This window comes from Nocardioides sp. cx-169, assembly GCF_021083605.1.
Taxonomy (GTDB): domain Bacteria; phylum Actinomycetota; class Actinomycetes; order Propionibacteriales; family Nocardioidaceae; genus Nocardioides.
On the sequence record NZ_JAJNRO010000004.1, the window covers coordinates 455892 to 478884 of the forward strand.

Consider the following 22993-nt stretch of genomic DNA (forward strand, 5'->3'; position numbering starts at 1 on the left):
AGGTGTCTTGGGCCTTGCTGCGTGCGGTGGCTCCTCGGACGGGGAGGAGGGTTCGGGCAAGCACAAGTTGGTCCTCGGTGTTCCGCTGCCAGCTATGGAAATGGGTTATGCGACTCTGGCTGTCGCGCAGAATCGCGGGTTCTTCGCGGACGAGGACCTCGACGTTGAAGTTCAGTTCTTGAAGGACAGCAGCGGCCCGCTCAAAGCCCTGGCCGCGGGAAATGTCGACATCGTCTCAGCCACGGCCGACGCGACCCTCGCCGCTCGGGCGGAAGGTGAAGACGTCCGACTGATTTTCAATTCGACAAAGCGTTCAAACCAGTACTACGCCACGCTTCCGGACAGCGACATCGAGGATGTCGACGACATGCTCGGCAAGAAGATCGGTGTCGCTACTTTGGAGTCGGGCGCCAAGCTGACCTCCGACCTGGCACTCAACTTCGCCGGTCATGACGCCGAGGACGTCGAGTACATCGCCACTGGTGTGGGGGCGCCTGCTCTGGATGCCCTGCAGCGGGGGCGTGTCGACGTCCTAGCGATGTGGGCGCAGGCGTACAAGGAGATGGAGAGAACTGGGGCTGAACTCAACTACATTGCGCCTGAGAGCACGTCCCTGTTGTTCGGCACCGGGTTCTCCTCCTCCGCCGAGTCTATCGAGGAGAACGCTGAGGCGCTGAAGGGCTTCGGGCGGGCGTGGGCGCGGGCAACATTGGTCTACGCAATGGATCCCGAGGGTGCGGTGCAGGACGTGTGGGATCTCTATCCCAACACGCGTACGGGTGATGACGACATCAGCGAGGCGGCCGAGACACTCCAGGCTGGTGCTGAGTACAAGTTCGAAGCCGACGTCGACCCCAGGACCTACAAGGAGTGGGGCACCTACGACGAGAAGGCAGTTCAGGCGTGGATCGACGCCGTAGTCCTCTTGGGGCTGTCGGATGGTGAGGAAGACGTTGCAGACGTCTACACGAATGAGTTCGCCGACTTCTACAACGACTTCGACCCGGCGGATGCTTGCGAGAAGTGCGCTCCTGAGAAGTGATGCCCCACGAAGCTCGATCGAGGCGCTGTGCATCAGGCGGTCGACGAGCTGATATGGGGTGAGTCCTGTCAAGAGACAGGTTGAGGCGCCCGTCCAGGGATCTTGGGCGGGCGCCTCGGGCTTTCGTCGCCAGGTCGGTGGTTCGCGTGTCGTCACGCGAGCGAGGCCTACCGACGACTACGTCGAGGCCTACAACGACTTCGCGCGGGTCCTACGCGGTCGTGGTCCGCGTAGGTGGGGCGATCACGCCGTGCTCCACCAGCTTTCGCTGCTGTTCGGCACTGATGCCGATCTCGTTCAGGATCGCCTCGGTGTCGGCGCCGTGCGGCCGACCGGTGTGCCGGATCGCGCCGGGCGTCCTCGACAGCCGGAACAGCACGTTGGGCATCCTGACCTCGCCCAGGGCCTCGTCCGGGACCGACGTGATGGTGCCGAGCGCGGCGTACTGCTCGTCCTGCATCACCTTCGCCATGTCGTTGACGACGCCGATGGCGGCCTGGGCCTCCTGGAAGAGCGCAATCACGTCGTCGGTGGTGCGCGCTCCGATCCACTGCGCGATGGCGGTGTCCATCTCGCCACCGCGCTTCGCGCGCTCGCTGCCGTCTCGGAACCAGGGCTCGAGGACCATGTCCTCCCGGCCGACGAGGCGCATCACGCGCTCCGCGGTCGAGTGCGCGCTGGCCGCCATCGCGATCCAGTCACCGTCGGAGGTCTGGTAGATGCCGCGGGGGGCGTTGCTGGCGTTGCGGTTGCCCAGGCGCTCGCTGATGGTGCCGGTCTGGTCGTACAGGGTGACCTGCCCGGCGAGCATGGAGAGCAGCGGCTCGATGATCGCGAGGTCGATGACCTGGCCCCGGCCGCTGGAGTGGCGCTCGTGGACGGCCATCATGATGGCGATGACGGCGGCCATACCGGAGACGTGGTCGGCGAGCGCGAGGGGCGGCAGCACGGGCGGACGATCCGGCCAGCCCGAGGCGAACACGAAGCCGCTCATCGCCTCGCCGATGCTGCCGAACCCCGGTTCGTGGGAGCGCGGGCCGAACTGCCCGAACCCGGTGACCCGCGTCAGCACGATGCCCGGATTGGCTGCGGAGAGGACGTCGTAGCCGAGGCCCCAGCGTTCGAGCGTCCCAGGCCGGAAGTTCTCGATGACGACGTCGGCGTCCCGGACCAGGTCGAGGAAGACCTCACGCCCCTCGGGTCGGGACAGGTCGAGCGTCATGTGGCGCTTGTTGCGCGACAGCGACGTCCACCACAGGGGAGTGCCGTTGCGTGAGGCGCCGTGCGTCCGGGCGGGGTCCGGCTTCTCCGGGTGCTCGATCTTGATCACCTCGGCGCCGAAGTCCGACAGGATCGCGGCCGCGGACGGAGCGGCGAAGAGGGTCGCCACGTCCAGCACCTTGAGGCCCGTGAGTGGGGGTTGCGTCATGCGGTCGTGTCTCCTTCGTCAGTGGTGCCGGCGTTGAGCCGAGGGCGCGCGGAGCGTGCGCCGGGCGCGGCGGGCGACCGGTTCGTCGACCATCCGGCCGTCGACCCGGACCGATCCGCGGCCCTCCCGCACCGCCTGCTCGAAGGCGGCGACCATGCGGGTGGCGAGGTCGACCTCCTCGCGGGTGGGGCCGAAGCCGTCACGGAGCACGGGGACCTGGGTCGGGTGGACGGCCGTGCCGCCGCGGTATCCGAGCTGCCGGGCGCGTTCCACCGCGGCGGCGTAGGCGGTCAGGTCGGACATCGGCGGCGCGCCGACGACGCCCAGCGGCGCGATGCCCGACGCGAGCGCCGCTAGCACCAGCCGCTCGTGGGCGTGGAGCAGCAGCTCCGAGTCCGGGGCCACGTCGAGCTCGGCCGCCAGGTCGTGGACGCCGAGGGACATGGCGGCCACTCGGGGGCTGCCGGACGCCAGGTGGTCGACCCGGCGGAGGGCGGCCGGGGTCTCGATCAGCAGCATCAGGCTGGTGTGGCCGGCGGGGAGTCCTTGGTCCTCCTCGACGCTGGTGATCACCTCGTCGAGGAGCGCGACATGGTCTGCGCTGTGCACCTTGGGGATGACCAGCCCGGTGACTCCCGGGATCACGGCAGCCCGGATATCGGCCACCGCGTCCTCGAGGTCGCGGTTGATGCGCACGAGGACATCGGCTCCATCGCGGGCGCAGGCCTGCGCCGCGGCCGGGATCGCGTCGCGGGGGGGCCCCCACAACGGGCGCCGCCCCCCGGGCACCGGGTCCACGAAGAAGGTGGGGGCTGCCGCGCCCGCCCCCAGCGGCCCCCGCGGGGGCGCCGGCCCCCCCCGCGGCCGGGATCGCGTCGCGTGCCGCCCCCTTCTCCGGGCGCGGCACGCTGTCCTCGAGGTCCAGGATCAGGGCATCCGCGCCGTGTGCCGAGGCGCCGTCGACGAAGCGGGGGACGTTGGCCGGGACGAACATCTGTGAGCGCCACGGCGTTGCCGAGGGGTGACTCGAGGACATACCGACCAGCACCTCCTGGCGTCGCTCGCGGGGTGCGTCCACCATCGGCCCTGCCGCCGCGGTGCTGCGGCGCTTCTCTCACTGGCAGGAAGATCAGCCCGGCGCGGCGCGGGGTCGCACGACCACCCGCACCGAGGCCCTCCCCGGGAGCACCGGCTCCCTCCCGAGGTAGCGCACGGAGTAGGCCCAGAACGCGACAGCCCCCGGTCGGTGACCGGGGGCTGTGGGCGGTACGGCATCAGGGACTCGAACCCCGAACCCGCTGATTAAGAGTCAGCTGCTCTGCCAATTGAGCTAATGCCGCGCGGTGAAGCGACGCTGACATTACCAGCGGGGGGACCGCGGGAAAAATCGGGAGGGCGGTGGTCGGGTGCCGGGATCTCGACGGACGTTCGTCGCTGGCGCTCCTCACTGCTCGATCCGCCGGGGGGGGGGGGGTCAGAGCATGGCGAGGACGGCCTGGGCGGCGTTGTGGCCGCCGAGGCCGGAGACCGCGCCGCCGCGGCGGGCGCCCGAGCCGCAGAGCAGGACCGAGTCGTAGTCGGTCTGGACGCCCCACTGCTGCGCGGGGGTCTCCATCCGGGCGCGACTGGGGGCCCAGGGCCAGTCGAGGTGGCCGTGGAAGATGTGGCCTCCGGGCATGGCCAGCTCGCGCTCGACGTCCTGGGGGATCTTGGCCTCGATGCACGGATCGCCGTCGGCGTCGCGGGCGACGCACTGCTCGATCGGCTCCTCGAGGTGCTCGTCGAGCGAGGCGATCGCCCGCCGGACGGCCAGCGCCTTGGCCGCCTCGGGGTCGGCGTCGAACAGCGAGGCCGGGGTGTGCAGCCCGAAGTAGGTGAGCGTGTGGGTGCCCGGGGCCCCGTCGCCGAGGATGGAGGGGTCGGTGAGGGAGTGGCAGTAGACCTCGCCGGGCAGCGAGCTGGGCATCTGCCCACGCGCCGCCTCGGCGTACGCCGACTCCAGCCGGGTGAGGTCCTCGCCGAGATGCAGCGTGCCGGCGAAGGCCACGGCGGGGTCCATGCCGGAGCGAAGCCGGGGGAGGCGGTCGAGCAGGAAGTTGACCTTGAGCTGGGCGCCCTCGGGCTTGTGGGTCTCGTCGGCCGGCTCGCCGAGCAGGATCCGCAGCACCCACGGCGCGACATTGGCTAGCACGAACCGGGCGCTGACCGTGTGGCTCGTCGCGCCGTCGTGCCAGGTGACGTCGGCGCCGCCGTCGTACGGCCTGATGGCGCTGACGCCCGCGCCGGTGAGGATCTCGGCGCCGGCCTCGACGGCGACGCGGTGCAGCTCGCTCGTGACCGCGCCCATGCCGCCGACCGGGACCCGCCACTCCCCGGTCCCGTTGCCTACCAGGTGGTAGAGGAAGCAGCGGTTCTGCACCAGTGAGGGGTCGTGCAGCGAGGCGAAGGTGCCGATCAGCGCGTCCGTGCCGACCACGCCGCGCACCGTGTCGTCGGCGAAGCGGGACTCGATGGTGGCGCCGATCGGCGTGGTCACCAGATCGCGCCAGATGCCCGGGTCGACGCGGTCGCGCACGTCGCCCTCGGAGGGCAGGGGCTGCAGCAGGGTGGGGGCGACGACGTGCGCGAGCTCGGCCACGTCGGCGTAGAACTCCCGCCAGGCGGCGTACTCGTCATCGGAGCCCGTGAGCTCGAGGAAGGAGCGCCGCGTGGCCTCGCCCTCGTCGTGCTCGACGAGCAGGCCTCCGGCCCGGCCGTCGCGCAGCACCGGCGTGTACGACGCGGTGTCGCGCGACACGAGGCTCAGGTCGAGCCCGAGGTCGTCGATGACCTGCTCGGGCAGCAGGGAGACCAGGTAGGAGTAGCGCGACAGCCGGGTCCGGTGGCCGGAGAACGCCTCGGCCGAGACGGCGGCGCCGCCGGTGTGGCCGAGCCGCTCGAGCACCAGCACCGACAGTCCCGCACGCGCCAGGTAGGCCGCCGAGACCAGTCCGTTGTGTCCGCCGCCGACCACGACGACGTCGTACCTGTGCTCCCGGGAGTCCATCGGGAAAACCTACGACACGGTGGCCGGCGGCTCAGCAGCGCTGGTGGGCATCGGCGATTTCCCGGCGGGAGGCACTACGGTGCTGGAAGATGCTCTCGGGTGAGTTCGCCTGGGAGGGGTGGGACCAGGTGCCGAAGTCCTGGGCTGTGCGCGTCGCGGCCGTGGTGCTGCTCATGACGGTCGCCGGGCTGATCGCGGTATGGGGCGCCCCCGAGGGGGGCCGGGTGACCGGCATCTGGCCGGCCGGCCTGGCAACGGGAGCCCTGCTGCTGGCCCGCCGGCACCGCACCGGCCTCCTGGTGGCGGCCATCTTCACCGTCGCCCTCGGCACTGTCTGGCTGCCCTCCCTGGTGAGCGACAATGGCCGGCCCTTCGCCGTCTCCCTGGGCTTCGCGCTGGGCAGCACGCTGGAAGCCTGGATCGTGTCGCGGCTCTTCAGCGACGGGCGCGAGCCGCGACCGCACCTGCGCTCGGACCCCGACCTGCGGCGCTACTTCTACTCCGTGTCGGCGGGCGGGGCGGTGGTGGCGGTGGTCGGGTTCCTCACCGCGGCGGTCACCGACTGGGGCGACCCGGGCATGGTCGCGGCGTCCATCGCCACGTCCCACGTCGCCTCGAACCTGGCGCTCATCCCCTTCTTCTGCAGGCTGCCCAACCAGGAGTCGATCGCGTCGCGTGGCGAGCGCGTCTTCCAGTGGCTGAGCATCGTCACCGTGACGCCGGCGGTGTTCCTGCCCGGCGACTTCCCCTCGCTGGTGTTCCTGGCGGTGCCGGTGCTGGCCTGGGGCGCGCTGCGCCTGAGCCCCCGGGAGGCGCTCGCGGAGATGGTCGCGGTGATGGCGTTCGCGATCGTCATGACCACCGCAGGCACCGGCCCGTTCGCCGACGTCCCCGAGCGCTACGGGATGTCGGTCGACGCCCGCGGGCTGATGCTGGCGGCGTTCGCCATCGTGTGCGCGACGATCGTCGTGCCGCTGATGATCCGGGTCGGCGACCAGATCGCCTCGGCTCGGGAGGCCAAGGCCGAGCGGGACATCGTGCAGCGGATCGTCGACGGCGCCACCGGCGTCGCGATCGTCGGCGCCGACGAGACCGGGCGGATCACTCTCTACAACCCGGGCGCCCAGCGCCTGCTGGGCTACGAGCGCTCCGAGGTGCTGGGCCAGCACTCCACGATGTTCCACACCCGGGCCGCCATCCGGGACAAGGCCCGCGAGCTCGGCGTGCGCGACGACGTCGTCGACGTGGTGCGGGAGATGACCAAGTCGGGGGCGGCCGGCACCCTGATCCGCTTCCGGCGCAAGGACGGCGTGGAGCGCACCCACGCGATGACGCTCTCGCGCCTGACCGACGACAAGGGGCGGACGACCGGCTACGTCAGCACCTCCGAGGACGCCACCGACCAGCTGGAGGCGCAGCGCGCCCTCGAGGAGGCGCTGGAGGTCGAGCGGCAGGCGGTGGAGCGGCTGCGCGAGGTCGACACGGCCAAGGACGCGTTCGTCTCGAGCGTCAGCCACGAGCTGCGGACCCCCATGACCAGCATCCTGGGCTACCTCGAGATGCTGGGCGAGGACGCCTTCGGGCCGCTCAGCGACGACCAGCGCAACGCGGTGCGCCGGGTCTCCTCCAACACCCATCGGCTGCTCGGCCTCATCGACGACCTGCTGACGCTCGGGCGCGTCGACAACGACGGCTTCGACTACGTCGACCGCGTCTTCGACCTCCGAGAGGCCGTCCAGGCGGCCTACGTCGTGCTCTCGCCGTCGTGGGAGGAGCGTGGGCTGCAGGTGTCGCTGCGGCTCCCCGACGAGCCGGTGCCGCTGCTGGGCGACCGCGACATGATCGAACGGGTCACCCTGAACCTCGTCAGCAACGCGGTGAAGTTCACCCCCGACGGCGGGTCCATCGACGTCGAGCTGAGCACGGCCGGCGACCACGCGGACCTGGTCGTCACCGACACCGGGATCGGCGTGCCCGAGCAGGAGCAGGCGCAGCTGTTCGACCGCTTCTTCCGATCCACCCTGGCCCAGAAGCAGGCCATCCCGGGCAGCGGCCTCGGGCTGTCGATCACCCGGGCCATCGTCGAGAAGCACGGCGGTGCCGTCTCGTTCACGTCCAAGGCCGGCGAGGGCACGGTCTTCCGGGTTCGGCTGCCGATCGTCGTCTAGGCGGCTGGGGGTTAGGGTCACCGCACCATGGCTCGCTTCTACCGTGACGCGTACGGCGTACCGCATGTCCGAGCGAAGACGGTCCAGGACCTGGCCCGCGGCCAGGGGGAGATCACCGCCCGGGACCGGACCTGGCAGCTCGAGTGGCTGCGCCGGCGCGCGAGCGGCACGACCGCCGAGGTCTTCGGGAGCAGCGCCGTCGGGTGGGACCGGCTCGCGCGCCGCACCCTCCTCGCGCACACGGCCCGGCGTGCCCACGCGGCACTGAACCAGGAGACCCGGGCGTTCCTCGCGGCGTACGTCGACGGCGTCAACGCCGGCCTGCGCACCGACGTGCACGAGCTGGAGGTGCTGGGCCTGGGGCCGGAGCCCTGGGAGGAGTGGACCCCGCTCGCGGTCTTCCTCGCCCAGCACCTGCTCTTCGCCAACCTCGGCGGCAAGCTGTGGGCCCAGGCCGCCCGCGACACGCTGGGCGCGGACGCGGCGCTGCTCTCGCACGAGGGGCCGCAGAGCAGCGGCAGCAACGCCTGGGCGGTGGGGGGCGCCCGCACCCGGTCCGGCCTGCCGCTGATCGGCGGCGATCCCCATCGCGTGATCGAGGCGCCCGGGGTCTACCAGCAGGTGCGCCTGGCCTGTGAGGACCCCGACGACCCCTTCGACGTCGTCGGGCTGGCGTTCCCCGGAGTGCCGGGGGTGCCCCACTTCGGTCATGCCGGGGACGTCGCCTGGGCGATCACCAACGCCTGCGCCGACTACCAGGACGTCTACGCCGAGCCCACGCCGTACGACGTGGTGGAGCGGTGGACCGAGACCGTGCCCGTGCGCGACGGGGTGCCGGTCGAGGTCGAGGTCGTGGTGACGCCTCGCGGGCCGGTCTTCGAGGACGGGCTCAGCCTGCGCACGGCGTCCGGGGTGCTCGGCGACCTGGGCTTCGACGCGATCCTGCCCCTGCTGCGCGCCCGCACCGTCGACGACGTGGACCGGGCCCTCGACCACTGGGTGGAGCCGGTCAACAACGTCGTGGTCGCGGACCGAGCCGGTGCGGTGCGCTACCGCATCGCCGGGCGCGTGCCGCTGCGCGACGACGCCAACCGGCGCGGGGTCGTGGCGCCGGGGCCGGACACGGAGTGGGCCGGCTGGCTCGCCGAGACCAACCGCGTGGACGTCCCCGCGGACGGCCAGGTGGTGACCGCCAACGAGCGCCGCGGCCCGGAGAGCGACGCCGTCGGGACGGTGTTCGTGCCGCCCTACCGCGCCGAGCGCATCCACGCGCTGCTGACGGGGCGCGACGGGCTCGGCCCCGAGGACTTCGCGGCCATTCACGACGACTCGCGGCTCGCGACCGTCGTGATCCTGCGCACCCTGGTGCCCGGCGCCTTCGACGGGTGGGACGGCGACATGCGCGCCGACTCACGTGAGGCGGGCGCGTTCGCCGCCTGGCGCTCCGCGCTGGTGCGGCGGATCGCCGCCGAGCCCGTGTTCGCGCCGCTGCACGAGCCGCGCCACGACCCGGTCCTCCGGTCCTGGCTGGACGCCACCGCTCGGATCGCGCTGGCGCTGCCGAGCCTGGTGGCGCACGGCACGCCGTACGGGATCGACCTGGCGCGGCACGCCCGCGAGGCGCTCGCCGAGACCGCCGGGGTGGACGCCACCTGGGGCGAGACCCACGTGGCGACGCCGGTGCACGCGTTCGAGGTCCACGGGCTGGTGCCGCCGCCGCTGCCCGCGCTGCCGGTCAGCGGCGACAGCGACTGCGTGCGCTGCACGGGCTCGCTGCCGGGCATCACCGACGAGGCTTTCCGCGGGTCCGTCGCGCGCTACGTCTGGGACCTGGCCGACCGGGAGGCGAGCGCCTGGGTGGTGCCGCTCGGTGCCTCCGGCGACCCCCGCGACGCGCACCACCACGACCAGCTGGCCCTCTGGGCCGACGGCCGACTGGCGCCCGTCGTCACCGACTGGGCCCGGCTGACCGAGGAGCCATGACCGCACGCGCCAGCGGGTTCCTCGGCCGCGCCGAGACCAACCCGGTGTTCGCCGCCTGGTCACTGCTGTTCCTCGCCCTGAGCGGGGCCGGCCGCGAGCCACACGGTGACGCGGTTGACCGGCGGCGCCTGACGGGCGTGCTCCGAGGACAAATGGGGAACCATGTGACGTAGGTCTCACCCCATCACCTGTTCGGAGGCACCGATGGACCTCGGCACGACCAGTCCCCTCGAGAGCCCGGCGCTCGACCGCCGGGTGCTTCTCAAGACCGCCGGCATCTCGAGCCTCGCGGTCGCCGCAACCGCGTCGTCGGCGGATGCCGCCCCCGCACCGGGGCGCGGGCCGACGCCCTGGAGTCTCGACTTCTCCGTCGTGCGCCGACAGCGCCCGGTCGACCTGGTCGCTCGCGGCTTCGTCCAGCTGCGCGACCGCTTCGAGGACCGGAGCGAGCGCTACGAGCGGCTCTCGCCCACCGGCCGGCCCGGCCGGGTGCGGCTCCAAGGCGGGCACCTCAAGGTCACGGGCACGTCGTTCTTCACGCTGTTCCGCTCCACGACCCGCCAGGTCGCGCCGTATGCCGCCGTGGTCGTGGACGTGGCGCGCGGGGGGACCGCGCAGGGCACGGTGATGAGCGGCCTGGTCAAGGACGCCGACAACTACGTGGTCGCGTGGTACGACCAGGCCGCCGGCAGCGTGGGCCTCGACGTGTCCGTCGGCGGCGAGGTCCAGACCCTCGCCACGGCCGAGGCGAGCCTGCAACGCCCCTTCCAGCTCGGCTTCGGCCTGACCAGCACGACCGTGGTCGCGCTGGTCGACGACGGCTCGGGCTTCCGTCCGCTGGCCAAGGGCAACCTGGCGGGCATCGTGGATCTGCGCCGGCCGGCGGCGCTCGCGCAGTGGCGCAACGGCTTCGGCGTCCGCGCGCCGTCGGGCACGGTCGTCCTCGACGGCGTCACCGCCGGCTACTTCGGCCAGCTCGGGCTGCGCGACCCACACCTCGTGACCCGCGCCGACGGGACGCCGTACCTCAAGGACGGCAAGGCCTACCTGACGTTCACCCAGGCCGGGCTGGGCTTCTTCGAGACGGCCCACTGGGGTGTCTGGACGATGGACGTGCGGACCTTCGAGCTCAAGCAGGTCGCCAACCTGTTCTTCCAGCGCGACGGTGAGCGCACGGTGCTGGGCGACCACGCCGGCCACATCGTGTTCGACGACCGGTCGGAGCGGTGGATCATCGCCAACAGCACGTGGGGCGACTTCACCGGGGAGAGCGTGCAGGTCAACTACGTGACCCTGCCGGAGCGCCGCAGCCCCCTGCGCGGCGTGCACGTCCTGCGCACGCGCAGGCTGCCGCTGCCGGTGGCCCAGCTGCCCTCGGCCGCGGTCGGCCAGTGGGACCCGCACCTGACCCGGATCGGGCGGCGCTGGTACGTCGCCTTCGTCAACGCGCGCGAATTCTTCAACTTCTACCCCGCCCTCGCCCGCAGCCGCCCGGGGGAGGACTTCACCGACCTGCGGCTGGTCGGCGCGGACGACGACAAGGTGGAGACCGAGGGGACGGTGCTGCAGAAGTTCGGCGACCGGTGGTACGTGCTCGCCAGCAACGGCGACGCCTCACCGGCCGCGATCCGCGGGCGATACCCGGTCTACGACCTCACGATGAGGCAGGTGGGGCGCCTGGACGCGCCCCACCCGACCAACATCCCGTGGCCGATGGTGATCCCCGTGCCCCTGCGCAACAACCGCACCCGCTGGCTGATGGTGACCTTCAACGGCACCCAGCTCAACGAGGAGCTGCTCGGTTACGGCACGCACGGCGACCTGATTGTCATGCGCGCCGAGCGGACGACCTACGGGCACCCGTTCAAGCCGTTGCCCCGCTGAGCGGTCAGGGCTCGTCGACGATGTGCATGGCGGCCTCCTCGGCCGCGGCGCCGGCACCGTCGATCCCGACGTCCTCGGCGACCGCGGCGGGCTCGCGGTCCTCGTGCACGCCCTCGTCGGGGGCCACCAGCCGCCCGGCGCGGGCCTCCCCGATGGTCTCGTCCGTGGCGTCGCGGTCGAGGTCGGAGCCTTCGAGCTCGGCCTGCTCGTAGGGGTCCGGCTCGGGCACCTCCTGCGCGACCCGCTGGTCGAGGGTCTCGCCGAGGCTCTCCTCGAGCGGGGTGTTGCCGTAGCCCTGGGCGGCCGACCACTTCTCGGGCGGGCTGTAGCCCTCGTCGAGCGGCTCGACGAGTCCGCGGTCGTCGACCAGGCTGTCCCCTTCGCCCTGCGGCTGGTCCTCGTCGTCGACGCTGTAGCCGTGGTAGTTCTCGTTCTCGCCCGACGGCTCTGCGGCGTCGATCCCGGTGTCACCGTTCTCGGTCATGAGGTCTCCTTCGTCGATGCGGATGCCCCATCCCGTACCCACGTGGTCGCCGGGCTACGCGCCGGGCGAGCGCCTACGGCGCCCCGAATGCAGCGAGCCCCTGACCGTGTCGTGCAGGTCAGGGGCTCGCGGTGTGCCATGCGGCACCTGGGGTGAGTAACGGGACTTGAACCCGCGACATCCGCCACCACAAGGCGGCGCTCTACCAGCTGAGCTATACCCACCAGGTCGATCCTGGTCGTGCGAGGCGCACTCCCGGGATCAGAGAGGAGTGTAGACGGATCAGGCCCCGAGGCTGGAATCGGGCTCGGCGATTCCGGTGAGCGAGCCCCCGTGGCGCTCCGCGATCGGGCGCAGCGTGGCGGTGTCGGGACCGGGGGAGGGGACGAAGACGGCCTCGCGGTAGTAGCGCAGCTCCTCGATGCTCTCCTGGATGTCGGCCAGCGCCCGGTGGTTGCCGCGCTTGGCCGGCGCGCCGAAGTACGCCTTGGGGAACCACCGCCGCGACAGCTCCTTGATCGAGGAGACGTCGACGATCCGGTAGTGCAGGAACGCGTCGAGGTCGGGCATGTCGCGCGAGAGGAACAGCCGGTCGGTGGAGACCGTGTTGCCGGCCAGCGGGGGACGGCTGCCGTCGGGGCAGTGCTCGCGGATGTAGGCGAGCACCTGCTCCTCGGCCTCGGCCAGCGAGATGCCGCCGTCCAGCTCCTCGAGTAGGCCGGACTTCTCGTGCATGTCGCGGACGAAGTCGATCATCTGGTCCAGCGCCTCGGAGGGCGGCTTGACGATGAGGTCGATCCCCTCGCCGAGCACGTTGAGGTCGAAGTCGGTGACCAGGGCTGCGACCTCGATCAGCGCGTCCGCCTTCAGGTCGAGCCCGGTCATCTCGCAGTCGATCCACACCAGTCGGTCGTTCACACCACCAACCCTAGACCGCAGGAGGTCCCGCACAGTCGGGACCTTCGCCTCTCAGTCTCGACTCAGGGTGACGGCCTAGCCTCGAGGCGTGAAGGAATGGCTCGGACTGGGCGCGCGACTGGCCACCGGCGGGGTCTGGATCTACGCCGGCGTCGTCAAGCTGCCCGACCCCTACGCGAGCGTGCAGGCGGTGCGCGCCTACGAGCTGCTGCCGTCCTCGCTGGCGGAGGCCGTCGGCTACCTGCTGCCGCCGCTGGAGGTCGTGGTCGGGATCGCGCTGGTGCTCGGGGTGCTGACCCGCGGCGCCGCGGTCGTCTCGGCCCTGCTGTTCGTGGCGTTCATCGTCGGCATCGCCTCGGCGTGGGCGCGCGGCATGGAGATCGACTGCGGCTGCTTCGGTGGCGGCGGCTACGACCCCGATGCGCGCTCCAACTACCCGTGGGAGATCGCGCGTGACACCGCCCTGCTCCTCGCGTCCTGCTACCTGGTCTGGCTGAGGCGCTCGCGCCTCGCGCTGGACTCCGTGCTGTTCCGCCGTACGACGATGTCCGCTGTAGGAGGCTGATACCCCGTGTCCAAGTCCACCAAGACCGTCAAGTCGCAGGCCCGCCAGGAGCGCGCCGCGGCGCTCCTGCGCCAGCAGCAGGCGGCGGAGCGCCGGCGCAACATCATGGTGGTGGGCGCCGTGGTCGTCGCGATGGCGCTCATCGTGGGCGTGCTCTTCTTCATCAACGCCTCGCGGGACTCCTCCGACGACATCGACGCCGCGCCCGCCGGGGCCAGCGAGTGGGGTCTCACGATCGGCGACGCCGACGCGCCGCACGAGGTCGTGATCTACGAGGACTTCCTGTGCAGCTACTGCGGCCAGCTCGAGCGGGAGTCCGGCAAGGACCTGAACCGGCTGGCCGAGGCCGGGAAGGTGCAGGTCGAGTACCGGCCGTTCAACCTGCTCGACAACGAGTACTCCATCGGGGCCGCCAACGCGTTCGCGGTGCTGCTCGAGGAGTCCGGCCCCGAAGTGGCCAAGAAGTTCCACGACCTGGTCTTCGAGGACCAGCCCTCCGAGTCCAGCGGACTGCCGGGCAGCGACTGGCTGCTCGAGAAGGCCGTCGAGGCCGGCGCCGACGAGGACGCCGTGAAGGCGGGCATCGAGGGCCTCGAGAAGCAGGAGTGGGTGGACGGTGCCACGAAGGCCGCCGGGGACGCGGGTGTCAACAGCACCCCGATCATCCTGCTCGACGGCGAGGTCTTCCAGGACGGTCGCACGATCGAGGAGATGACCGAGAACCTGGTCGCCGAGCTCGAGTGACCTCGACGGCCCGTTCTGGGACGACGCCGTCTGGGCGGTGGCGGGGCCCGGCTGGCAGCATCGCGGGATGATCCACGACTTCATCGCGCGACTGCCCAAGGCGGAGCTGCACGTCCACCACGTCGGCTCCGCATCCCCGCGCATCGTCAGCGGGCTCGCCGAGCGGCACCCGGGCACGGTCCCCTCCGACCCGGACGCGCTGCGCGCCTTCTTCGAGTTCCGCGACTTCGCGCACTTCATCGACGTCTACCTCGCCGTCGTCGGGCTGATCCGGACCCCGGAGGACCTGCGCTACCTCACCTACGAGGTCGCCCGGGAGATGGCGGAGGGGCAGTCGCTGCGCTACGCCGAGCTCACCTGCACGCCGTACACGTCGGTGGCGGCGGGGATCCCGATCGAGGCCTACACCGAGGCCATCGAGGACGCCCGGCTGTCGGCCGAGCGCGACTTCGGGCTGGTGCTGCGCTGGGTCTACGACATCCCCGGCGAGTCCGGGCTGCCGGCCGCCGACGCCACGCTGCGCTACGCGCTGGACCACCGCCCGGACGGGCTCGTCGCCTTCGGCCTCGGCGGCCCCGAGATCGGGGTGCCGCGGCCGCAGTTCGAGCCGCACTTCACCGCCGCCCGCGCCGCCGGACTGCACTCGGTGCCCCACGCCGGCGAGACGACCGGGCCGGAGACCGTCTGGGACGCCCTGAGGCTGCTGGGCGCGGAGCGGATCGGCCACGGGACCTCCTCGGCGGCCGACCCGGCGCTGCTGGCGCATCTGGCCGAGCACCGGATCCCCCTCGAGGTCTGCCCGTCGTCCAACCTGGCCACCCGCGCCGTGGCGAGCCTGACGGAGCACCCGCTGAAGGCCTTCGTGGACGCCGGCGTCGTCGTGACCATCGGCTCCGACGACCCGCCGATGTTCAACACCACGCTCAACCGTGAGTACGAGATCGCCGCCGACCTGCTGGGCCTCGACCACCGGGGCGTCGCCGACCTCGCGCGCACGGCGGTCGAGGTGTCGTTCGCGCCCGACGACGTGCGCGAGCGGGTGCTCGCCGAGATCGAGGAGTACGTCGCGGCCCCCCGGTGAGCAGCCCCCGGTGAGCAGCAGTGAGGCCCCGCACTCTCATACAGTGCGGGGCCTGCTCCGTTCTATCCCGGCGCGGTGATGGGACCGGGGACCTCGGGGCGTGTCGCGACGAAGTGCTCGTGTCCGCCGGCGAAGTGCGCCAGCACCCGCCCGGTCAGCGTGGGGCCGCGCTCGCCGCGGTGGGGCAGCCTGCCGACCTGGCTGGCGTGGCACTGGATGGCGGCGGCCTTGGCGTCGCGTGCCTCCGGGGTCAGTGTGAGGCGCACCATCTCGTCCCAGGGAGCGGCCGCGGGCAGTCCCCGGCTCCAGAACTGCACCGGGTACTCCACCAGTGTCGCGCCGGCGGCCGCGGCGGCCGCGGCGGCAGCGCGGCCGGCGGCGTCGTGGTCCGGGTGGCCATCACGCCGCCAGGGGGCGGCCACCAGGGTCGCGGAGGCGTCACCGAGCAGCTCGGTCAGCGACGCGGTGACCTGCACCTCCGAGGCGGCGACCCCGCCGTCGGGCGCCCCGAGGAAGACCAGAGGGCTGTCGGGGGCGAGCCGGGCGAGCGCGTTCTCCATCTCCGCCAGCCGCATGGTGGCCAGCGCGTGCCGGGTGTTGGCCGGGGACGGCGAGGACTGCGAGGCCTCGCCGGCGGTGAGGAGCACGACGTACACGGGGATGCCGCGTGCGTAGGCCGTCGCGATCAGGCCGCCGGCGCCCAGGCTCTCGTCGTCGGGGTGGGCCGAGACGACGACCAGCCGCCGGAAGGCGGACAGCTCCAGCTCGGGGACCTGGGCGAAGTGCTCATGGGAGCGCCACTCGGCCGAGGTCGTGGGGGCCCGCACCGTGCCAACCTATGAGTTCAGCGTCAAATGACGCTTCCTCCCCGTGGGTGAAATACCATGCGGCGCATGGAGCAGCGGGCGGCGCAGATCAGGGTCGCGATCGTCAATGACTACGAGGTGGTCGTGGCCGGGCTGGCGGCGATGCTGCTTCCCCACGTGGATCGGGTCCTCGTGGTGGAGATCGACACCGGCCTGCCGGTGATCAGTGACGTGGACGTGATCCTCTACGACACGTTCGGGCAGGTGCAGGGCGACGGCGTCGACCTCCAGGACCTGGTCCGTGGAGGCGACGCCAAGGTCCTCGTCTACAGCTGGAACACCCAGCCCGACCTGGTCGACCGCTCGCTGGCCCAGGGCGCCCACGGCTACGTGTCCAAGTCGTTCTCGGCCGAGGACCTCGTGCGGGCCGTGGAGGCCGTCGCCGGCGGCGAGCTGGTGCGGCCCGGGCCGGAGCCGGTGGCCGTACAACCACCCGGTCGATGGCCCGGCAAGGAGCACGGGCTGAGCATGCGCGAGGCCGAGGTGCTCGCGCTCATCGCGCAGGGTCTCTCCAACCAGGAGATCGCCGACCGCTCCTACTTGAGCATCAACTCGGTCAAGACCTACATCCGCACGGCGTACCGCAAGATCGACGTGAGCCGGCGCTCGCAGGCCGTCGCGTGGGGGATGACCCACGGGCTCTCGCCCGAGCAGCTGCGGGTCGTCGACCCGGCCGCGCATTGACGTGACCCGGGCGCCGATCTGACGGTTTCCGGGATTGCCCACGAGGCGTCCGGCGCCGGATGCGACCGACGGCGGCGGGGACCTGCCCTTCGAGGTGTTCCGCGCGCACCCTCGGCCCGCGGCCGTGGGCTCGCGGTCGCGCTGAAGAGCGCGTAGGCGCCGGTCATGGCCGACTACGGCGTCCGCGCCATCTACACGCAGAACATGGCCGGCAACGACGCGATCCTGGCCGCCAACCGGACCCTGGGGTTCGTGCGCGACTCGGGCTACTGCGACGTGCTGGTGTCGCTGGCCTGACGCTCCTCGGCGTCCGTCAGGTTGGCCTCGAGCCGCGCGAGCACCGCCAGCGCTGCTGTCGTTCGGTCAGCTCTTCATCGCCAACCCCGACCTGCCCGAGGGCCTGGCCAGCGGCGCACCCTTGGCCCAGCCGGACCTGAGCAAGGCCTACGGCGGCGACGAGCGCGGCTACACCGACTACCCCACCCTCTCGCGGCTCGGATGACCAGACGCTCAACGTGGACGGCGCGATGTTCATGAACTGAGTCCCGCACTTGACGTCTCCGGAGGTCGGAGTATAATCGAACACATGTTCGTAGAGTCGACCCAGGAGACGCGCCCCGCCGCGTCCTGGGTCGACCCGGATATCGCCGCCGTGGGCATCGATGCCGTGGACCTCGACGACGCCGACCTCGTGAAGCAGATCGAGGCGTGGGAGCGTCAGGCCCGCGCCGCCGCGGCCGCTCAGGCGAGGCTGACGGCGGAGCTGCACGCGCGCCGGGTACGCGGTGCGGCCGAGGCGGGCGAGCCCGCGGCTCGGCGGGGACGGGGGGTGGGCCACGAAGTGGCCCTCGCTCGGCTCGAGTCGCCGGCTCGAGGTCGCGAGCACACGGTCCTGGCGTTGGCGCTGGTCCACGACCTCCCTGAGACCCTCGCCGCCCTGGCGCGGGGCGACATCGACGAGTACCGCGCCCAGATCGTGGCCCGCGAGAGCGCCGACCTGTGCCGCGCCGACCGAGCGGTGCTGGACGCCACGCTGGGCCCGCAGGTGGCCGGGATGGGCGTCCGCGAGATCACCGTCGCCACGCGGCGGATGGTCCTGGAGCTCGACGAGCGCGCCGCGGAGCAGCGCGCCGAGCGGGCTCGGGTCCGCCGCCGGGTCACGACCCGCGGGCTGCCCGACGCGATGGCCCGGCTGTCCGCGGAGATCGGCGCCGAGGACGCCCAGGCCGCCATCGAGTCGCTGCGCGAGCACGCCGACCTGCGCCGTGCGATGGGCGACGAGCGCAGCCGCGACCAGGTGATGGCCGACGAGCTCGTCGCTCGTCTCTGTGCTCCTGCGGTCGCCGGCGCCCGGCCGGTCGAGATCCAGCTCGTGATGAACGCCGAGATGCTGCTCGGCGAGGACGACGCCACGCCGGCCCACCTGGTCGGCTACGGCCCGCTCCCCGCGGGGACGGCCCGTCGAATCCTGGCCGAGGCCGACGGGCGGGTCCTGGTGCGGCGCCTGTTCGCGCACCCGCTCGAGCACCACCTGGTGGCGATGGACTCCCGCGGGATCGTGTTCCCGCGTGCTCTACGCCGGCTGCTGTTCGCGCGCGACGGTGAGGCCTGCCGCACCCCGTGGTGCGACGCCCCCGTGCGCCACGCCGATCACGTCACCGCTCGGGCGCGCGGCGGCCGGACCACGTTCGACGGCGGCCAAGGACTGTGCGAGGCCTGCAACTACGCGAAGGAGTCGCCCGGCTGGCGACACCGCACCACGAGCGAGTGGCCGCAGCGCCATCACGTCGAGATCACGACTCCCGCCGGGCACACCCACGACTCCCACGCGCCGCCCCTGCCGGTCCGGGCCTCACCGACCAGGCCACATGTCATCACCGTGGAGATCTACCGACCGGCACCTGAGCTCCGGCTCGCGCTTGCCGGCTAGACGAACGGGCGCCCCCGGCAGGACTCGAACCTGCGACCGGCGGATTAGAAGGCCGCTGCTCTATCCAGCTGAGCTACGGGGGCGGGGGATTGGAAGATACAGACGCCCAGAGCAGGGGGACAACCCTGGTGTAGGTCGACGGCAGGTTCCGATCCGGTCGCCAGTATGCCGCAGGCGGAGGGGGACGGCGGTCTGGCGATTCAGCTTCGAGACGCCAGAGGCGGGCGTCCGCACCGGCCTGCTGGCGGCGGCCAGCGTCCCCATCGTGACCGAGTCGTACGACAGTCCGTTCCGCCGGACCTTCACCTTCGCCGACCCGGACGGCTACCAGGTGCACGACGCCGCCTGAGCGCCCGCCGTCAGCCCTCGACGGGGCCGGCGGCCGCCTGCTCGGCCGGTCGGCGTACGAAGAGGGCGATGGCGACGGCCACCGTCGAGATGACCGCGCCGACGGCGAAGGCGGCGCGGACGCCGTCCGACGTGGCGGCCACGGAGTCGGTGTCGGCCGCAGCGCGCGCCAGGATCGTGATGAACAGGGCGGTGCCCGCGGCGCCCGCGAGCTGCTGCACGGTGCTGACGATGGCGCTGCCGTGGGAGTACAGGGCGGGGGCCAGGGCGCCGAGCCCGGAGCTGAACAGCGGCGTGAAGAGCAGGGAGAGCCCGAGACTCAGGATCACGTGGGACGTCAGGACGTACGACGAGGGCGTGGCCGTGTCCACCTGGGCCAGCAGCCAGAGGGCGGCGCTGACGACGACGGAGCCGGAGATGACCAGCGCCCGTGGGCCGATGTGGTCGTAGATGCGTCCGACGACCGGCCCCATCAGGCCCATCAGGAGGCCGCCGGGGAGCAGCAGCAGCCCCGTGTCGAGGGTGTCCAGGCCGAGCACGCCCTGCAGGTAGATGGGGATCAGGATCAGGGTGCCGAAGAGACTCATCATGCTCGCGGCTACGAGCAGCACGGCGATGGAGAAGTGGCTGCTGCGGAAGGTGCGGAGGTCCAGCAGGGCGCGGTCCGAGCGCTGGAGCATCAGCTGGCGCGACACGAACGCCGCCAGCGCGAGCGCGCCTACGGTGATCGTGATCCACGGGTCGACGGGCACCTCGCCGGACGCCGCCTCGCCGATGCTGCTGAGACCATAGATCAGGCCGCCGAAGGCGAGGGCCGACAGCGCGACCGAGACCAGGTCGATCGGGATGGAGCGAGGCTCGGTCACGTTGCGCAGCTTGACCGCTCCGACGGAGAGGGACAGCAGCGAGATGGGGAGCACCAGCCAGAACATCCACCGCCAGTCGAGCACGTCCAGGATCAGGCCGGACAGCGTCGGCCCGATGGCCGGCGCCACCGCGATCACGATCGAGATGTTGCCCATCATCCGACCCCGCCTGGCCGCCGGGACCAGGTTGAGCACGGTCGTGAACAGCAGCGGGATCATGATGGCGGTCCCCGAGGCCTGCACCACGCGCCCGGCGAGCAGGACCTCGAAGCCCGGTGCGGTGGCGGCGACCAGGGTGCCCGCGCTGAACAGCGTCATCGCCGTCAGGAACAGCGGGCGCAGGTGGAAGCGCTGCAGCAGGAACCCGGTCACCGGGATGAGCACGGCCATCGTGAGCAGGAACCCGGTGGTCAGCCACTGCGCAGCCGCCGTGGTGACCTCGAGGTCCGTCGTCAGCTCGGGCAGCGCCACGCTCATGATCGTCTCGTTGAGGATCACCACGAACGTGGACGCGAGCAGCAGGCCGATGACCAGGAGGTCTGAGCCGCTCAGCCGGTCCCCGGTAGGGGGCAGTGCGTCCGTCGAGGCGGGCAGATCGGCGGTACTGGTCACGAAAGCGGCTCCCTGCATGGTCGGTGAGTCAGGACCTGACCCGGAGGAGCAAACGCGTGGTGACAGGGATCTGTTCCGTGGGCTGCGCCACGTCAGGCGCCGCTGGCCGCGGTGCAGGCAGGTCAGCCGACGACGGCGTTGAGCCGCTCGACCGCCGTCTCGGTGAGGCGGGGAAGGATGTCCGCGTCCACCTGGCCCACGTCGATCAGGCCGACGACCGAGAGGTTGTTCTCGACGCGCGAGGCGGCAAAGGCGAGGCGGTAGGGCAGGGACTGTCCGGCGCTCGAGACCGTCCCGGTGGCGATGAAGGAGACCTGCTCGTCGACCTCGCCGATCGGCGCGGCGGTGGGGTGGGTGACCTCGAGGGTGATCGTGACGCCGTCGTCGTCGGTGACGTCGACGGCGTCGCAGGCGTCGATGTCGCGGCGGAACGTCGCGAACGCATCCCTGACGGTGGCGGTGTCGGCGTAGGAGCTGACCACACTCAGGACGCTGCGGTAGCTGCCCTCGGCTTCGTTCTCGGGCTCGATGGTGATCTCGGCCTCGGTCTGGGCATCGAAGTCGGAGAGGACCTGAACGGCGTTCAGGCAGCCCAGGTCGTCGTCCACGTCGTCGGTGTCGTCGTCCTTCTCTGCGACGTAGCCCTCGCCCACGTCGGCGGCGGTCAGCGCCGCTTGGTCCGCCTCCGCCTGGGAGAGGACGGCAGGGCCGCCTGCGGTGGCGGTGCCGCTGGCTGACTCATTGGCTGACTCACTGGCTGACTCACTGGCCGACCGGCCGCCGTCGGAAGCGTCGCCGTCGTCCCCACCGCAGCCGGCCAGACACAGAGCGAGCGTCAGAGCCGCCGCGCCGAGCCCGGTGTGACGGGTTGCTGTCGACATGCACACCATGGTCCCACCGGGGTGGTGATGCCGGTCACATCAGCCGCGCAGCGAGCCCATCCACTCCTCGACGTCCGTAGCGGTGCGCGGCAGCGACGCGGAGAGGTTTCGTGCGCCGTCGTCGGTGACCAGGATGTCGTCCTCGATGCGGATGCCGATGCCGCGCAGCTCCTCGGGGACGAGCAGGTCGTCCTCCTGGAAGTACAGCCCCGGCTCGACCGTCAGCACCATCCCGGGCGCCAGCGTGCCCTTGGCGTAGGTCTCGGGGGCGGCCTGTCCGCAGTCGTGGACGTCCATGCCGAGCATGTGGCTGGTGCCGTGCAGCGTCCAGCGTGCGTAGACCTTCGAGTCCGGGTCGAGCGCCTCCTCGGCGCTGACCGGCAGCAGCCCCATCCCCTCGAGGCCGTGGGCGAGCACGGTCATGGACGCGAGATGCACGTCGGCGAACGCGGTCCCGGGCCGTACGGCGTCGATGCCGGCGTCCTGTGCGGCGAGCACGAGCTCGTAGAGCTCGCGCTGCAGCGGCGTGTAGGTGCCGTCGACGGGCAGGGTGCGGGTCACGTCGGCGGTGTAGAGGTTGTGGCCCTCGACGCCCATGTCGAGCAGCACCAGCTCCCCGGGCGTGATGGGGCCGGAGTTGTCGATCCAGTGCAGCGTCGTGGCGTGCTTGCCGCCCCCGACGATCGAGTCGTAGCCGATGTCGTTGCCCATCGCGCGGGCGCGGCGGAAGAACGTGCCCTCGAGCCACCGCTCGCCGTACTTGAGCACGTTGTCCCACTCGCGCACGGAGTCCTCGAAGCCGAGGGCGGTGATGTCGCATGCCTCCTGCAGCTCGCCGACCTCCCAGTCGTCCTTGACCAGGCGCATCTCGGACACGACCCGAGCCAGGTCGGCGTCCAGGCTCGTGTCGCCGGGCACCAGCGCATCGACGAGGGCGGAGACACCGCGGTGCACGCGGGTCTTGCCGCCGGTGGCGAGGACATCGGCGAGCGAGTCGACGTGGCGCACCTCGATGCCGAGCGAGGAGGAGATCTCGTGGGCGGAGGGGCGGCGCCCGGCCCAGAGCTCGCCGTAGGCGCGGTCGCGGAAGAACTCGTCGGTCTCGCGCGACGAGCGCGGACGCGCGTAGAGGACGGCGTCGCCGTCCTCGACGACCAGCACGGCGTCGCTGGTCTGGTTGCCGGAGAAGTAGGTGTGGGCGGTGTCGGACCGGAAGCGGTAGTCGGTGTCGTTGGAGCGCACCTTGAAGGTGCCGGCGGGCAGGACCAGCCGCTCGCCGGGGAACGCCTCGGCCAGCCGGGCCCGTCGTGCCGCCGCGAGGTCGGCGACCGGATGCCGCGGCAGGTCCAACTCGCGCTCACCCCAACCCTGGCGCATGAAGGCGGAGTACGCCGCCGGCACGGCCGGGTCGTGCGACTCGGTCTTGGGATCAACGGACTCGGGAGGGGTCTGCTCGCTCACC

At 71.7% G+C, this 22993-nt stretch carries 20 protein-coding genes, 3 tRNA genes and 1 pseudogene; 11 read left to right on the forward strand and 13 right to left on the reverse strand.

Annotated elements, in window-relative coordinates; translation table 11 throughout:
• Positions 1 to 7 precede the first annotated feature (7 nt).
• Complete coding sequence (locus LRP67_RS07990; protein ID WP_231269640.1) at positions 8 to 1042, forward strand: ABC transporter substrate-binding protein; 1035 nt, start codon at positions 8 to 10, stop codon at positions 1040 to 1042.
• A 211-nt stretch (positions 1043 to 1253) separates the two neighbouring features.
• On the opposite strand, the gene LRP67_RS07995 is transcribed toward LRP67_RS07990, so the two are convergent.
• The 5 genes and pseudogenes from LRP67_RS07995 to LRP67_RS08010 all read right to left on the reverse strand — a co-directional run bounded on the left by LRP67_RS07995 (position 1254) and on the right by LRP67_RS08010 (position 5517).
• Positions 1254 to 2471 carry a CaiB/BaiF CoA-transferase family protein gene (locus tag LRP67_RS07995; protein ID WP_231269641.1) on the reverse strand — a complete coding sequence of 406 codons (1218 nt, stop codon included), beginning with the start codon at positions 2469 to 2471 and terminating at the stop codon, positions 1254 to 1256.
• 18 nt (positions 2472 to 2489) lie between these two features.
• Complete coding sequence (locus LRP67_RS08000; RefSeq protein ID WP_231269642.1) at positions 2490 to 3239, reverse strand: CoA ester lyase; 750 nt, start codon at positions 3237 to 3239, stop codon at positions 2490 to 2492.
• Positions 3240 to 3342: 103 nt separating this feature from the next.
• Positions 3343 to 3552 (reverse strand): annotated as a pseudogene (locus LRP67_RS22035) (aldolase/citrate lyase family protein); the annotation flags it as partial.
• 186 nt (positions 3553 to 3738) lie between these two features.
• Positions 3739 to 3811: transfer RNA gene (locus LRP67_RS08005), tRNA-Lys, on the reverse strand.
• A gap of 134 nt (positions 3812 to 3945) precedes the next feature.
• Positions 3946 to 5517, reverse strand: coding sequence for an NAD(P)/FAD-dependent oxidoreductase (locus LRP67_RS08010; protein WP_231269643.1), 1572 nt, complete (start codon positions 5515 to 5517; stop codon positions 3946 to 3948).
• Positions 5518 to 5606: 89 nt separating this feature from the next.
• On the opposite strand from LRP67_RS08010, the gene LRP67_RS08015 reads away from it, so the two are divergent.
• From LRP67_RS08015 to LRP67_RS08030, 4 genes are read left to right on the forward strand one after another with little or no spacing between them, the layout of a single operon-like run.
• Positions 5607 to 7685 carry an ATP-binding protein gene (locus LRP67_RS08015; protein WP_231269644.1) on the forward strand — a complete coding sequence of 693 codons (2079 nt, stop codon included), beginning with the start codon at positions 5607 to 5609 and terminating at the stop codon, positions 7683 to 7685.
• A 27-nt stretch (positions 7686 to 7712) separates the two neighbouring features.
• Complete coding sequence (locus LRP67_RS08020; RefSeq protein WP_231269645.1) at positions 7713 to 9668, forward strand: penicillin acylase family protein; 1956 nt, start codon at positions 7713 to 7715, stop codon at positions 9666 to 9668.
• Positions 9665 to 9841 (forward strand): hypothetical protein, encoded by a 177-nt coding sequence (locus tag LRP67_RS08025; protein ID WP_231269646.1) that lies wholly within the window; start codon positions 9665 to 9667, stop codon positions 9839 to 9841. The genes LRP67_RS08020 and LRP67_RS08025 overlap by 4 nt, the downstream gene beginning before the upstream one ends.
• A 31-nt stretch (positions 9842 to 9872) precedes the next feature.
• Complete coding sequence (locus LRP67_RS08030; RefSeq protein WP_231269647.1) at positions 9873 to 11552, forward strand: hypothetical protein; 1680 nt, start codon at positions 9873 to 9875, stop codon at positions 11550 to 11552.
• A gap of 4 nt (positions 11553 to 11556) precedes the next feature.
• Here LRP67_RS08030 and LRP67_RS08035 read toward each other — a convergent pair whose 3' ends face one another.
• From LRP67_RS08035 to orn, 3 genes are all read right to left on the reverse strand, one after another.
• Positions 11557 to 12036, reverse strand: a complete 480-nt coding sequence (locus tag LRP67_RS08035) for a DUF5709 domain-containing protein (RefSeq protein ID WP_231269648.1) — start codon at positions 12034 to 12036, stop codon at positions 11557 to 11559.
• Positions 12037 to 12184: 148 nt separating this feature from the next.
• A tRNA-His gene (locus tag LRP67_RS08040) sits at positions 12185 to 12260 on the reverse strand.
• Positions 12261 to 12318: 58 nt separating this feature from the next.
• A complete protein-coding gene (gene orn, locus LRP67_RS08045) occupies positions 12319 to 12954 on the reverse strand; it encodes an oligoribonuclease (RefSeq protein ID WP_308189715.1) in 636 nt (211 codons plus the stop codon).
• 88 nt (positions 12955 to 13042) lie between these two features.
• Between orn and LRP67_RS08050 the strand changes: the two genes are divergently transcribed.
• The 3 genes from LRP67_RS08050 (at position 13043) to LRP67_RS08060 (ending at position 15344) form a co-directional block, all read left to right on the forward strand.
• Positions 13043 to 13519 (forward strand): MauE/DoxX family redox-associated membrane protein, encoded by a 477-nt coding sequence (locus tag LRP67_RS08050; protein WP_231269649.1) that lies wholly within the window; start codon positions 13043 to 13045, stop codon positions 13517 to 13519.
• A 6-nt stretch (positions 13520 to 13525) separates the two neighbouring features.
• Positions 13526 to 14263 (forward strand): thioredoxin domain-containing protein, encoded by a 738-nt coding sequence (locus tag LRP67_RS08055; protein ID WP_231269650.1) that lies wholly within the window; start codon positions 13526 to 13528, stop codon positions 14261 to 14263.
• Between the two features lie 67 nt (positions 14264 to 14330).
• Positions 14331 to 15344 carry an adenosine deaminase gene (locus LRP67_RS08060; protein WP_231269651.1) on the forward strand — a complete coding sequence of 338 codons (1014 nt, stop codon included), beginning with the start codon at positions 14331 to 14333 and terminating at the stop codon, positions 15342 to 15344.
• A gap of 62 nt (positions 15345 to 15406) precedes the next feature.
• Here LRP67_RS08060 and LRP67_RS08065 read toward each other — a convergent pair whose 3' ends face one another.
• Positions 15407 to 16171, reverse strand: coding sequence for a PIG-L deacetylase family protein (locus LRP67_RS08065; protein ID WP_231269652.1), 765 nt, complete (start codon positions 16169 to 16171; stop codon positions 15407 to 15409).
• Positions 16172 to 16237: 66 nt separating this feature from the next.
• On the opposite strand from LRP67_RS08065, the gene LRP67_RS08070 reads away from it, so the two are divergent.
• The 3 genes from LRP67_RS08070 to LRP67_RS08075 all read left to right on the forward strand — a co-directional run bounded on the left by LRP67_RS08070 (position 16238) and on the right by LRP67_RS08075 (position 18824).
• Positions 16238 to 16894: a response regulator transcription factor gene (locus LRP67_RS08070; protein WP_231269653.1), complete on the forward strand. Its 657-nt coding sequence runs from the start codon at positions 16238 to 16240 to the stop codon at positions 16892 to 16894.
• Between the two features lie 165 nt (positions 16895 to 17059).
• A complete protein-coding gene (locus tag LRP67_RS21380; protein WP_269211213.1) occupies positions 17060 to 17191 on the forward strand; it encodes a hypothetical protein in 132 nt (43 codons plus the stop codon).
• Positions 17192 to 17480: 289 nt separating this feature from the next.
• Entirely contained in the window at positions 17481 to 18824 is a 1344-nt protein-coding gene (locus tag LRP67_RS08075; RefSeq protein WP_231269654.1) for an HNH endonuclease signature motif containing protein, read from the forward strand.
• Positions 18825 to 18833: 9 nt separating this feature from the next.
• Here the strand turns inward: LRP67_RS08075 and LRP67_RS08080 are convergent.
• The 4 genes from LRP67_RS08080 to LRP67_RS08095 form a co-directional block, all read right to left on the reverse strand.
• A tRNA-Arg gene (locus tag LRP67_RS08080) sits at positions 18834 to 18907 on the reverse strand.
• Positions 18908 to 19183: 276 nt separating this feature from the next.
• Positions 19184 to 20650, reverse strand: a complete 1467-nt coding sequence (locus LRP67_RS08085) for a DHA2 family efflux MFS transporter permease subunit (RefSeq protein WP_231269655.1) — start codon at positions 20648 to 20650, stop codon at positions 19184 to 19186.
• 122 nt (positions 20651 to 20772) lie between these two features.
• Positions 20773 to 21531 (reverse strand): hypothetical protein, encoded by a 759-nt coding sequence (locus LRP67_RS08090; RefSeq protein ID WP_231269656.1) that lies wholly within the window; start codon positions 21529 to 21531, stop codon positions 20773 to 20775.
• 39 nt (positions 21532 to 21570) lie between these two features.
• Positions 21571 to 22992 (reverse strand): aminopeptidase P family protein, encoded by a 1422-nt coding sequence (locus LRP67_RS08095; RefSeq protein WP_231269657.1) that lies wholly within the window; start codon positions 22990 to 22992, stop codon positions 21571 to 21573.
• Position 22993: the final 1 nt, after the last annotated feature.